This window comes from Achromobacter sp. NCFB-sbj8-Ac1-l, assembly GCF_052695805.1.
Genome location: NZ_CP199812.1, coordinates 5,250,222 through 5,263,257, shown reverse-complemented (window position 1 = coordinate 5,263,257; position 13,036 = coordinate 5,250,222). Strand labels below are relative to the sequence as shown.

Annotated in this window: 10 protein-coding genes; 9 read left to right on the top strand and 1 reads right to left on the bottom strand. The window is 67.6% G+C overall.

Features of this window, described 5'->3' with window-relative positions; genetic code table 11:
• The first annotated feature begins 8 nt into the window (after positions 1–8).
• Both ACUDP5_RS24210 and ACUDP5_RS24205 read left to right on the top strand, forming a co-directional pair.
• Complete coding sequence (locus ACUDP5_RS24210) at positions 9–809, top strand: arylamine N-acetyltransferase (protein WP_263910106.1); 801 nt, start codon at positions 9–11, stop codon at positions 807–809.
• 234 nt (positions 810–1,043) lie between these two features.
• Positions 1,044–1,886 (top strand): prohibitin family protein, encoded by an 843-nt coding sequence (locus ACUDP5_RS24205; RefSeq protein ID WP_175191481.1) that lies wholly within the window; start codon positions 1,044–1,046, stop codon positions 1,884–1,886.
• Here ACUDP5_RS24205 and ACUDP5_RS24200 read toward each other — a convergent pair.
• The gene (locus ACUDP5_RS24200) at positions 1,879–3,972 is read right to left on the bottom strand and encodes a PTS sugar transporter subunit IIC/EAL domain-containing protein (RefSeq protein ID WP_263910107.1); all 2,094 of its coding nucleotides are present in this window, start codon (positions 3,970–3,972) and stop codon (positions 1,879–1,881) included. The two genes, ACUDP5_RS24205 and ACUDP5_RS24200, sit on opposite strands and share 8 nt — an antisense overlap.
• Before the next feature lie 287 nt (positions 3,973–4,259).
• On the opposite strand from ACUDP5_RS24200, the gene ACUDP5_RS24195 reads away from it, so the two are divergent.
• The 7 genes from ACUDP5_RS24195 to ACUDP5_RS24165 all read left to right on the top strand — a co-directional run bounded on the left by ACUDP5_RS24195 (position 4,260) and on the right by ACUDP5_RS24165 (position 13,002).
• The gene (locus ACUDP5_RS24195) at positions 4,260–4,502 is read left to right on the top strand and encodes a hypothetical protein (RefSeq protein ID WP_263910108.1); all 243 of its coding nucleotides are present in this window, start codon (positions 4,260–4,262) and stop codon (positions 4,500–4,502) included.
• Between the two features lie 154 nt (positions 4,503–4,656).
• The gene (locus tag ACUDP5_RS24190; RefSeq protein ID WP_445657387.1) at positions 4,657–5,160 is read left to right on the top strand and encodes an RNA polymerase sigma factor; all 504 of its coding nucleotides are present in this window, start codon (positions 4,657–4,659) and stop codon (positions 5,158–5,160) included.
• 52 nt (positions 5,161–5,212) lie between these two features.
• Positions 5,213–6,217, top strand: coding sequence for a FecR domain-containing protein (locus ACUDP5_RS24185; RefSeq protein ID WP_263910110.1), 1,005 nt, complete (start codon positions 5,213–5,215; stop codon positions 6,215–6,217).
• 208 nt (positions 6,218–6,425) lie between these two features.
• Positions 6,426–8,747 (top strand): ferric-rhodotorulic acid/ferric-coprogen receptor FhuE, encoded by a 2,322-nt coding sequence (fhuE, locus tag ACUDP5_RS24180; protein ID WP_445659209.1) that lies wholly within the window; start codon positions 6,426–6,428, stop codon positions 8,745–8,747.
• Between the two features lie 154 nt (positions 8,748–8,901).
• Complete coding sequence (locus ACUDP5_RS24175) at positions 8,902–9,411, top strand: sigma-70 family RNA polymerase sigma factor (RefSeq protein ID WP_263910112.1); 510 nt, start codon at positions 8,902–8,904, stop codon at positions 9,409–9,411.
• Complete coding sequence (locus ACUDP5_RS24170) at positions 9,408–10,421, top strand: FecR domain-containing protein (RefSeq protein ID WP_445657386.1); 1,014 nt, start codon at positions 9,408–9,410, stop codon at positions 10,419–10,421. Before ACUDP5_RS24175 ends, ACUDP5_RS24170 begins: the two co-directional genes overlap by 4 nt.
• A gap of 109 nt (positions 10,422–10,530) precedes the next feature.
• Positions 10,531–13,002, top strand: a complete 2,472-nt coding sequence (locus tag ACUDP5_RS24165) for a TonB-dependent siderophore receptor (protein WP_445657385.1) — start codon at positions 10,531–10,533, stop codon at positions 13,000–13,002.
• Positions 13,003–13,036: the final 34 nt, after the last annotated feature.

Here is a 13,036-nt window from a genome sequence, read left to right as displayed (position 1 = left end):
CGCACACCATGCAAGCCCGCAATTTCACGTTGTCCCGTTACCTTGAACGCATCGGCCATGACGGTCCGGTGGCGCCTGACATCGCCACCGTGGCCGCGCTGATGCGGCGCCAGCTGTTCACCGTGCCATTCGAGAACCTGGATGTGCAGGCGGGCCTCGGCGTGTCGCTGGTGCCCGAAGACATCGTCGACAAGATCCTGGAACGCGGCCGCGGCGGCTACTGCTACGAGGTCAACGGCCTGTTCGCCATGGCCTTGCAGGCGCTGGGCATCCCGTATCGCTACGTCGCGGCGCGCCCGATGTTCTACCCGGTCAAGCGGCCCAGGACCCACATGGCGCTGGTGGTGCACGCCAGCGGCGCGGACTGGCTGTGCGACCTGGGGTTCGGCAGCTACGGCATCCGCGCACCGCTGGCCTTGGCGGACCTGGACCGCGAGGTGCGCCAGGACATGGACCGCTTCATGCTGAGCCGGACGGAGAACGGCGACTTCCTGCTCAAGGCGTGGGCGGGCGGGCAATGGCAGAACCAGTACGGCTTTGATCTGTCGCCGCAGGAATGGATCGATTTCGCGCCGGCCAATTATTTGAACTCGACGCATCCGGACGCCATCTTCGTGCAGAAGCGCGTGGTGGTGCTGCACGCCGAAACCGGCCGCAGCATTCTGCTGGGCAATGCGCTGAAGGTGGTCGGCGCGGATTCGGTCGAGGAATCCACGCTGGACGAGGCGGGCGTGACCGAGGCGCTGCAAGGACGCTTTGGCCTGGCGGTGGCGGCGCCGGCCTCATCTGACAAGATGAAACAACCGTAACTTTTCTGTCGATATTCGGGGACGGACACGCGCTAGAATCGCTGGCTTCTATCCCGGGGGGGACTGCCAGATGCGTTATTTCCTGATCTTGGTTGGGGCGGCCGTGGTCGCCTATCTGCTCGCGCGCGGCATCGCCGCCGTGCTCTCGGACCGTAAACGCAATAAATCAGAAAAGGACTCCAAGTGAAGCCGACCGACCTGCAGATCGTCAAATCCGCCAAGCCGCGCAGCCTGATGGTGGCCGTGGTCACGGGCGTGCTGTTCCTGTTGATCCTGTTCATCGCGTTCGGCTCGTGGTTCCAGGTGGACCAGGGCGAACGCGGCGTGGTGCTGCGCAACGGCAAGCTGGTGCGCGTGTCCGAACCGGGGCTGGACTTCAAGACGCCGTTCATCGACAGCGTCATGATGGTGTCGGTGCGCGACCACACCTTCGTGTTCGAGAAGCTGGAAGCCTACAGCTATGACCAGCAACCGGCCACGCTGCGCGTATCCGTCACCTACCGCGTGCCGTCCGAGCACGTGGCCGAGCTGTATTCCGAATACGGCACCATCGGCAACCTGCAGATGCGCGTGCTGGAACGCAAGACGCCCGACGCGGTCAAGAACGTATTCGGCCAGTACACCGCCGTGCGCGCCATCCAGGAACGCCAGAAGCTGGGCCTGGACGTGAACAACGCGGTGCTCAAGACCATGGAAGGCGCGCCGGTGCAGGTGGTGGGCGTGCAGATCGAGGAAGTGGGCTTCTCGCAGGCTTACGAGCATTCCATCGAACAGCGCATGCTGGCCCAGGTGCAGATCGAGACCACGCGCCAGCAGAAGGAAACGGCGATGATCAACGCCGAGATCCAGGTGGTCAAGGCCAAGGCCGAAGCCGATGCGCGCCGCCAGCAGTTCACGGCCGAAGCCGACGGCATCCGCATGCGGGGTGAGGCCGAAGCGGCGTCCATCCGCGCCAAGGCCGAGGCCCTGGCCGCCAACACCAACCTGGTCAGCCTGAACGCCGTCGAGAAATGGGATGGCGTGCTGCCGGCCACGCAGGTGCCCGGCTCGGCAATGCCGTTCATCGGCATCAAGTAGGCGCGCTGGCGCCCTGCGCGGTGGCCTGCCTGCGCCGCCGCGCGAAATCCACCACGTTCTCGCCCGGCAGCGCGCGGCTGTAGAACCAGCCTTGCACGATGATTTCGGCGCTGGATGCCAGCGCCGAAATCTGTTCCTGGGTTTCCACGCCTTCGACGATGATCTGCAGGTCCAGCGCTTCGCAAAAGCGCAGCAGGCCGCTCATGACCTGCGCGCCGCGCTCGCTGCGCTGGGCCACGACGAAGCTGCGGTCGATCTTGACCGCGTCGATCTCGAACTGGTGCAGGTAGCTCAGCGCCGAATAGCCGGTGCCGAAGTCGTCGATGTAGATGCGGCAGCCGATGCCGTGCAGGCGGCCGAAGGCCGTGTGCAGCGCCTCGGCGTCTTCCACCAGCGCGTCTTCGGTCAGTTCCACCGAGACCTGGCCACGGGCCTGCTCCAGCACCTTCACCAGCTTGTCCAGGTACGAGGCCGACGTCAGCGTGCTGCTGGTGACGTTGATGGTCAGCGGCAGCGTGAAGCCGGCCCGACGCCAGACCTGGCATTGCAGCACCGCCTGCTTGGCCACCCACAGATCCACCTCGCGCATCAGGTCCGCCTGCGCCAGCCAGCGCAGGAATTCCAGCGGCGCCTGCTGCGTGCCTTCGGGCCCGGTGGCGCGCAGCAGCGCCTCGCAACCGGTGCATAAGCCGGTGCGCAGCGACACCTGCGGCTGGTATTCCAGGTAGAAGTCGTATTCGCTGATGGTGCGGATGCGCGAGATCTCGGCGCTGCGCCGGGCGCGGTTGGCGTAGGTCGACACCACCGGATCGTGCGCGAACAGCAGGGATTCTTCCTGCAGCCGTGGGAAGGTGGTGTCCAGCGATTTGAAATAGACGGTGGCGTCGGCCTTGCGCTGGCGTTCCAGCGCGACCACGAAGGGCGCGTACATGCAGGTGCCCAGGGCGATCAGGAACACCTGCAGCACCACGCCGCCCAGGTGGCCGCCGGACCCGAGGTACGCGTTCAGCAGGACGGGCGAGGTCAGCGGCAGCGTCACGGTGGCGGGGTCCAGCCAGCCCAGCTGCACCACGGCCAGCGCGATGACGACGTTGCACACCGGCGCCAGGATGAATGGCATGAGCAGGCGCGGGTTCAGGATCAGCGGCAGGCCGAACAGCAGGATCTCGTTGACGTTCAGCAGCGATACCGGGATGCTGGCCAGCGCCAGCAGGCGCAGCGATTCGCTGCGCGAGAACACCAGAATGGCGGCCACCAGCGACAGCGTCGCGCCGGCGCCGCCGATGAAGGCGAAGGCGCCCAGCAGCGTGCTGTTCAGGGCGTACATGCCTTGGTAGCCGGCGGCGGCGCTGGCGGCGTTCAGCGAGGTGGCCTGGTCCAGCACGTCGAGGATGGGCGCCATGGCGTGATAGCCGTGGATCCCGAAGAACCAGAAGACCGAGTTCATCGCGGCGATCATCGGGCCGGTCGTGAAGGGGCTGTCCAGCGAGGCCAGGTCGACGGGGATGTTGAACTGCGCCACGCCCGGAATGCGCAGTATCGCGCTCAGGATCAGCACGATGACGGCGGCGACCAGCAGCCCCGGCACGACCATGTTCAGGGTGCCGCGTACGTTTTCGCCGATCAGGCCGTCGGGGGCCAGCCGGGTCCAGCGGCGCCGGTGCAACCAGGACAGGAGCGGCACGGTGCCCAGGGGCGAGACGATGGCGATGAACAGGGTCAGGGTGGCGGCGGCGTGGGGGTAGGGCGCGAGCAGGCCTTCGGCGATGACCACGTACGACAGGCACAGAAAGGCGGCCGGCAGGTTGGGCACGCGGTAGCGGATCGACAGCATGTAGCCGATCGACGTGCTGACCAGCATCGGCATCACCGCGTTGAGCTTGTCGTGGACGCCGGACAGCACGTCGGCCACGTGGGGCGGCAGCCCCAGATGGCGGGCGACGATGGCCAGCACCAGGAACAGCGCAGCCACCAGCAGGCAGGGCATCGTCCAGAGCAGGCCTTCGCGGATGGCACGCAGCGCGCTTGCGCCGGCCAGGGCCGCCAGCCGATCTTTCGGATAGCGCATGAAGCTCGATGTCGGCATACCGGTGTCGCCCTTAAAAGCCCGCTACCGAGGGAGGGCTGTCCCAGGGGCCGCATCGTGCCGGCGACCTGGGCTTTGTAAGAATGCTTTGCGGAATCCTAGCGCCTGAGTTCCCGCTTTAGCAATCGCGTTTCGAAAAAATCCTAGGGATTCCCCTCTGTCAAGAATTGAAAAGGCGGCGCATCGTGCGCTTATCAGGCGACAGGCAGGGCGATACGATCAATGGGAAGTCGCCGGTTTCGTGGGACGGCGGCTTCACGCAAGGGCTTTACCGAGAGGACGACAGGATGTCTCAGTTGGAGTGGGTGCCCGGCGACAAGACGCCGGAGCGGCAGGGCTATTACGAGACCAGGCTGGATACGGGCGGTACCGCGATTTCGCTGTATAGCGTGCTGGGATGGATGCCGGCCAGGGCGCCGGGCAACATGGTGAGCTGGCGTGCGCTGCCGCCGGCGGCCGAACGCGAAGAGGCCGAACGGCATATCCAGGAGCTGCGTGCGGCCCAGAGCCATGTGCCGATGGATTACTAGGACCGAATCACCAGATCAGATGCGTCTGATTTCCCTGGGGGACAGGGCCGGAACGCGCGGCTCGTAGCGGGCACGGATCGCGGGCGTCAGTTGCGATAATGAGAATTATTTGTAAAATCCGCAGCGTTCCCCCCCTACGCTACCGGATCGACCCATGTCCCGCCCCGCCTCGTCCCGCCCCGGATGGCTCGCCTGCTATGACGAGCTGATCGGCGCCTGGACGCGCCGGTCGGGCAGCCGGCACGACGCCGAAGACGCCGCGCACGACGCGATCGAGCATCTGCTCAAGGCGGACGGCAGCGTGGCGGCCAGGGCGCGTGGCTATCTGTTCCAGGTGGCCGGGCACCGCCTGATCGACCGCTGGCGTCGCCAGGGGCGCGAGCAGCACGTGCCGCTGGACGACCTGGCCGAAGCCGATCAACCCGCCGCGCCCGATCCCGATGCCCCGCTGCGGGCGGCGCGGCTGGCCGACGACCTGGCCCGCGTCCTGGGGGAACTGCCGCCCAAGTGCCGCCAGGCGTTCGTGCTGAACCGCATCGAAGGCTGGACCCAGGCCGAGGTGGCCACCTACATGGGGCTATCCAAGAATATGATTGAACGCTACGTCATGCGGGCGATCGAATACGTGCAGGAGCGTCTGCGCGAGCACGCGCCGTGACGCCGCCTTCCTTCACAACAGATTCGCGCCCCGACGCGGACGGCAGCCACCGATGACCGAGTCCTTTACCCGCGATGCCGACGACCCGCGCCAGCCCGCCACCGCCGCCTGGTGGTTTGCGCGCTGGCATTCGGGCGACATGACGCGCCGCGAACGCCGCGCCTTCGCGCGCTGGCGTCGCGAGCAGCCGGACGCGGCACGGGAATTCGACCGCATGCAGCAACTGGGGCAGGCGGCCGAGCGGCTGCCGCAAGACCGCGTCCAGGCCCTGCTGGGCGGATCCGTGCCGGCCCGGCCCAAGGCACGCCGATGGTTGCCGTCGGCGGCACCGCTGCGCGTGGCCTTTGCCTGCGCCTTGCTGGCGCTGGTGGCCCTGGCGGGCTGGTGGAGCCTGCCCGGCGAAGCGCCGTCGTTCACCACCGTGGTGGGCGCCGACCGCGGCGAACGCAAGCAGGTCACGCTGCCCGATGGCTCGGTGCTCGAGATCAACGGCAACACGCTGGCCGAGGTCAAGTTCTACGGCGGGCGCCGCGAGGTCGAATTGCAGGGCGGCGAGATTCTCTTTTCCGTCAGCCCCGATGCCGAGCGGCCGTTCCTGGTGCGTGCCGGCAGCGGCGAGGTCCGCGTGACCGGCACGGTGTTCGATGTTCGGCGCGACGAAGACGTCGTCACGGTGCTGGTGCGGTCCGGCACGGTGGAAGTTACCGGTGGCCATTGGTGGAACCTGGGCCTGGCGGTGCTGCGCGGCGGCCATGGCATCCGCGTGCCCGGCAGCGGCGCCATCGGCGTGCCGGCGCCCGCCGACGTCGAGACGGCGCTGGCCTGGCAGACGGGGCGCGTGGTGTTCAAGAACGCGCCGTTGGCCGAGGTGGTCAGCGAGATGAACCGCTACCTGGCCACGCCGCTGCGCGTGGCCGACAGCCGGGCGGGGCGCCTGCGCGTGTCCGCCTCGTTCAGCCTGGACCGCCCCGAAGCGTTGCTGGATGCGCTGCCGGCGGTGGCGCCTGTGAAGCTGGCCCCCGCGGCCAACGGCGTGATCGAGGTGTCGGCGCGCTGACTGTTACAAATTAAGCGGACAAAACATTCAGGTTTTTCCGCCGCTGCATCGTTCCAGGCAAGAAGGCGCGTCGCGCCGCGTTCCCGCTTCGGGGACTTTCCTTCTTGCCGTTGAACCGAATCCGCAGCTGACCGTGAATCTTCCCGTCTGGCGCCCCGTGCGCGCCGCCACCCGTTTTGCCCTGTCTTCCCTGACGCTGTCGCTGGCCATGGCACTCGGTGCCAGCTCCGCCGTACAAGCCCAAACCCCACCCCAGGCCGTGGCGGTGGACATCGCCGCCATGCCGCTGGGCGATGCCTTGCTGCAATGGGCCGCGCAGACCCGCCAGCGCGTGTTCTACGCGCCCGAGGTGGTCGCGGGAGTGCGCAGCCCCGGCCTGCGCATGAGCGGCAGCCCCGAGCAATCGTTGGCCCGCCTGCTGCAAGGCACGGGCGTGGCCTATCGCTGGCAGGGCGACAGCATCATCCTGTCGCGTGAAGGCGAAGTGGCCAGCCTGGCGCCGGTGACGGTGCTGGGCGCGCGCGATCCGGCCGTGACCGAGGGCACGGGGTCCTACACCACGCCGGCGACAGCGACCGCGACCGGGTTGTCGCTGTCGCTGCGCGAAACGCCGCAGTCGGTGTCGGTGGTGACGCGCCAGCGCATCGACGACCAGAACCTGCGGTCGCTGGACGAGGTGATGGGCAGTGTGGTGGGCATCCAGGTGGTGGCCGAAGACAGCGACCGCACCGATTTCTGGTCGCGCGGCTTCTACATCGACAACCTGCAGTACGACGGCGTGCCCACCACGATCGGCCTGTCGATGTACGGCGAATCCGACAACGACTCGATCATCTACGACCGCATCGAAGTGGTGCGCGGCGCCACGGGGCTGATGACCGGCGCGGGCAATCCGTCGGCGTCGATCAACCTGGTGCGCAAGCATGCCAACAGCCGTGAATTCACCGGCTCGATCAACACCGGGGTGGGCTCGTGGAACCAGTTCCGCAGTTCGGTGGACCTGAGCACGCCGCTGAACCAGGAAGGCACGGTGCGTGCACGCATGGTCGCGCTGTACCAGAAGAAGGATTCGTACATCGACCTGTACCACACCGACAAGAAGGTGTTCTACGGCGTGATCGATGCGGACCTGACGCCGTCCACCACGCTGAGCGTGGGCATGGATTCGCAGGACAAGCGGCCGCGCGGCACCACCTGGGGCAGCCTGCCGGTGGTGTTCAGCGACGGGACGCCGACCGATTGGCGCCGGTCCAGGACCACCGCAGCCGACTGGACCTATTGGCACACCACGCAGCGCACCACCTTTGCGTCGCTGTCGCATCGCTTTGACAATGACTGGGAAGCCAAGGCCGATTGGTCGCTGCGCAAAAGCAAGTACGACGCCAAGCTGCTGTACCTGTACGGCCAGCCGGACCGCGACACCGGCGAGGGCCTGGGGGCGTTGCCGGGTTACTGGAATTCGTATGCGCAGCAGACCTCGCTGAACCTGCAGGTCAAGGGGCCGTTCCAGCTGCTGGGCCGCCGCCACGAGCTGGTGCTGGGCGCCATGCGCAGCCGCTACAGCGAAGACTTCTACAGCTATGGCCGCGAGGGCGCGATGCCCGATACGGGCTCGTTCTACGACTGGGACGGCTCGTACGCGCAGCCCAACTGGACGACGACCACGCTGCGCGACACCATCACGCACCAGCGCGGCGCGTACGCCGCCGCGCGCTGGTCGCTGACCGACAGCCTGACGCTGATCACCGGCAGCCGCTATGCCACGTGGCAATCCCGCTCGCCGACCCGCGACCAGAAAGACTCGCGCCTGATTCCCTACGCGGGCGTCGTCTACGACATCAACAGCACCTATTCGGCCTACGCCAGCTATACCGACATCTTCCAGCCGCAGGACTACCGCGACCGCAGCGGCAACTACCTGGACCCGGTGCAAGGGCAGAACTACGAAGTGGGCGTCAAGGGCGAATACCTGGATGGCCGCCTCAATGCGTCGGTGGCGCTGTTCAAGGTGAAGGAAAGCAAGACCGGCGTGCCGGACCCGGGCTACCTGGTGCCGGGGTCCACCGACGGCGCCTACAAGACGGCCGACGGCGTCACCACCCGCGGTATTGAAATGGAAGTGACCGGCCAGCTGGCGCCGGGCTGGAACACGACGCTGGGCGGCACGTACTACACCAGCCGCGACGTGCACGGCGTGTCGGTCAACACCGAACGCCCGCGCGCGACCGCCATGCTGTTCACGACCTACCGCCTGCCGGGCGCCTGGAACAAGCTGACCGTCGGCGGCGGCGTCAACTGGCAGATCAGCACGTACAGCACCGTCGAACTGGACGAGGGCAGCGTGACCGCCAAGCAGAAGGCCACGGCGCTGTTCAACCTGATGGCGCGCTACGACTTCAATTCGCGCCTGTCGGCGCAGCTGAACGTGAACAACCTGTTCGACAAGAAGTACTACCTGGGCGGCGTGGCCAACCAGGTGTATTACGGCGAGCCGCGCAGCGTGTTCCTGAACCTGAAGGCGACGTTCTAGCGTCACGGGCGTCGGCCGTCGGGCATGCGACGGTCGAGGCTGCACGTCCCAGGCCGCAACGGGGGATCTGTTCAAGGCGGCCGGCCGGACTATAATGAGAATAGTTTCCATTACATTAACGTCTCTGGTGGCCCCGGCCGGGGGCCGGGCCGTCATGCACTCCACTTCCCTAGCGCCTCATGCCGAGGTGCAGTCCGTCTATCAGGCGCACCACTCCTGGCTGCGCACCGTGCTGCAACGCAAGCTGGGCAACGCGTCCGATGCCGCCGACGTGGCCCACGACACGTTCGAAAGGCTGATCCGCGCCAATGTCGCCCAGCCCCTGAGCGAGCCGCGCGCCTACCTGCGCACCATCGCCAACCGCCTGTTGATCGGGCGCGCGCGCCGTGCCGCGCTGGAAGCGGCCTATGCCGAATCCCTGGCCTTGCAACCGGCGGCGGTGGAGCCGTCGGTGGAGTCACGCGCCTTGATCCTGGAGGCGCTGGAACAGGTCTGCGAACTGCTGGATACCTTGCCCATGACCAGCCGCCGCATCTTCCTGATGGCGCAGATCGACGGCCTGTCCAACATCGAGATCGGCGAACGCCTGGGCCTGACGCCCAACGCCGTGCAGAAATCGCTGGCCCGAGCGCTGGTGCGTTGCTATGCGGCGGTCTACGGGTGAGCGGCCCGCTGGATAGCGTCCGTCTGCTCCGGCCGCTGGCGCCGGAAGCCGGCAAGCTCGACCCCAAGGTGATCCGCCAGGCGGCCGACTGGTGGGCGCGGCTGCGCGATGGCGCAACGCCCACCGAGCGCGATCGCTTCGAGCGCTGGCGCCAGGCGCAGCCCGCCCACGACCTGGCCTGGCAACGGCTGGGCGCGTTGACCCGGGGCGTGTCCCTGGGCGCCGAGCAGGCCGGCGCCGACGTTGCCTCGCGCACGCTGCAGCAGGCGCCGCTGATCCGCGCGCGGCGCAACGCCATCCGCTGGATGATGGCGGCGACCGGCGTCGGGCTGGGCGCCTGGGCCGTCAACGACCGCGAGGCCCTGCGCAAGCTGGCAGCCGACCTGCGCACCGGCACGGGTGAACGCCGCAGCGTGGTGCTGGCCGATGGCACTCGCGTCGAACTGAATGCCGGCAGCGCGGTGGACCTGCGCTACACGGATACGCGGCGCGAGCTGGTGCTGCGCGAAGGGGAAATCCTGGTGGCCACCGGGCAGGATCCGCGGGGCCGTCCCTTCACTGTGCGAACACGCGCCGGCGTGCTGACGCCGGTGGGCACGCGCTTCCTGGTGCGCGACCTGGGCGCGGGACGCGTCCGCGTGGCCGTGCTGGAAGGGGCGGTGGATGTCGCGAACGGCCAGGCCGGCGCGGCGCCGCGCCGGGTGCCGGCGGGCGGGCAGGCCGAGTTTTCCGCTGCGGGCGACTTCGTGCCGGCGGCGCTGGCGCCGGGCGTCTCGGCCTGGCTGGACGGCATGCTGCTGGCCGATGCCATGCCGCTGGCCGACTTTCTGCGAGAACTGGGGCGTTACCGCCCTGGCGTGCTGCGCTGCGCGCCGGAGGCGGCGCATCTGCGGGTGGTGGGCGCGTTTCCGGTGGCGGACACGGACCAGGTGCTGTCGATGCTGCAGGACGTGCTGCCGGTACGGGTCCAGCGCTATACGCGCTACTGGGTCAACGTGCACCTGGCCTGACGCGATTGATTTGTAACCGCAACGGCGTGATCGGCGTTCTCACGCGTCATGTAGGGAAAGCAGCCCGCCAGACGGGCGGCGCCCATCCCTCGTGAACCAGGACTTCTTCATGCCTTGCCATTCCCTTTCCGCGGCCCGCGCCGCCAATGCCGCCCGCCGCGGCGTCCTGCCGCGCACGCGACTGTGCGTGGCGCTGTCGCTGGCCTTGCCGCTGGTGGTGGCGGTGTGGCCCGCCGCGTCCGTCCAGGCCCAGGCCGCGCCGGTCGCGCGCACGGTGTCCTTCAATGTGCCTGCCGGCCCGCTGGGCGCGGCGCTGGGCGCCTTCGGCATGCAGGCGGGCGTGATGGTGGCGTCCGACCCGGCCCTGACGCAGGGCGCGCGCACCGACGGCGTGTCGGGCGCCTATTCCGTGGATGCGGCGCTGGAGCGGCTGCTGGCAGGGACCGGGTTGCAGGCCGTGGCGCGTGGCGAGGGCGGCTATCGATTGCGCCAGGCGGGGACGGGCCAGGCGCAGACGCTGGCGCCGGTGACCGTGACCGGCAGCTATCAGGCCACCACCGATGGCACGGGGTCGTATACCTCGCCCGCGGCCACCATCGGCAAGACCACGCAGGCCTTGAAGGACATTCCCCAGTCCATCACCATCCTGACGCGCCAGCGCATGGACGACCAGGACATGACCAGCCTGCCGGACGCGATCAATAACACCACCGGCATGGTGGGCGTGCAAGGCGTGGGCCCGGGCATCGCGATCAACGCGCGCGGCTTTCCGGTGGACATGCTGCAGTACGACGGCGTGCCGCTCTTGCGCAACAACTACAGCCTGGGCAACTGGGAACAGGATTCGCTGGTGTTCTACGACCGCGTCGAGATCCTGCGCGGCGCGGCCGGCCTGCTGCAAGGGGCCGGCAGCCCGGGCGGCGCCGTCAACCTGGTGCGCAAGCGCGGCGGCGCGGAACCGTCGGTGGTGGTCACGGGCAAGCTCGGTTCGTGGGACCGCTATGGCCTGCAACTGGACGCCGGCAGCCCGTTGAACGCAGCCGGCACGCTGCGCGGCCGGGTGGTGCTGGACGATGACCGCAGCCATTCGTACACCGATTACGTGTGGGACAAGACCCGCAACCTGTACGCGGCGCTGGACTACGACATCAGCCCCGACACCACCGCCGGCATCGCGGTCAGCAACCGCTTCAGCCGCTCGCGGCCCATGTTCGTGGGCTTTCCGCGCTTTGCCGATGGCGGCGACATCGACCTGCCGCGTTCCACCTACACGGGGTCGACCTGGAACCGCGCCAAGAACGACCAGACCGTGTTTTACGCCGACCTGGAACACCGCTTCAACGAGGCCTGGCGTTTCAAGCTGGGCGGCGTTGCCATGAACGAGAAGAACACCACCGTGCACCAGCGCGTGGCCAACGCGGTGCAGCGCGACGGCAGCGGCTTGTCGTATGGCAATTTCGGCGTGGACTTCGACAGCAGGCAGCGCGGCCTGGACATGTCGGTCAGCGGCGATTTCACGGCGCTGGGCATGAAGCAGGAAGTCGTGCTGGGCGCGAACTATTCCAAGCTCACCACGCAAGACCGCTTCACGCGGGCCTGGAGCAATAGCGACGGCAATATCTTCGACATCGACCACGACCGGCCGTGGCAGGATATCGACAGCATCGCGGCCGCCAGCGGCTACGACAACCGCAGCGCCTACGACATCCGGCAGAAGGGCATCTACGGCACGTGGCGCGTCAAGCCCACCGAGTCGCTGTCGTTGATCGGCGGCGGCCGCGTGGGCTGGTATGACTTCACGTACCGGTCGGCCGGCGAGACCTCGGCCACGACGGAATCCGGCCGCTTCATTCCCTATGCCGGCATCGTCTACGCCCTGAGCCGCGACTGGTCGGTCTACACCAGCTATACGTCCGTGTTCGAGCCGCAGACCGATCGCAGCGTATCGGGCGCGTTGCTCAAGCCGGTGGAAGGCGCCAACTACGAGGCCGGCGTGAAGGGGGAGCTGGCCGATGGCCGCGTCAACGTGGCGCTGGCCGTGTTCCGCTACGACCACAAGAACCGCTCGGTGACCGACTACGACAACGGCTTTGCCTGCGATGGCTGGTATTGCTCGCGCGCGGCCGGCAAGGTGCGCAGCCAGGGCTTCGAAGCGGAAGTGTCGGGCGAGGTGATCCAGGGCCTGCAACTGTTCGCCGGCTACACCTACAACACCACCAAGTACCTGGAAGACCCGGACAACCAGGGCAAGATCTTCAACACGTGGACGCCCAAGCACATGCTGCGCCTGTGGGCCAACTACAAGCTGCCGGGTGACTGGAACCGCCTGAGCGTGGGCGCCGGCGTCAACACGCAGACGCATACGCTGAGTTCGGACCGCAAGTTCGCGCTGGCGGGCTTTTCCGTGTGGAATGCCCGCGTGGGGTACCAGGCCACGTCCGAGCTCAGCTTCGGCCTGAACCTGAACAACGTGTTCGACAAGAAATACTACGTGCCGTCCTACAACACGATCAGCAGCAACAACTACTACGGCGAGCCCCGCAATGTGATGCTGACGGTGCGCTACGCGCCGAAACTGTAGCCCGGGGGCGGGGCGGCCGCGATGGAGTAAAATA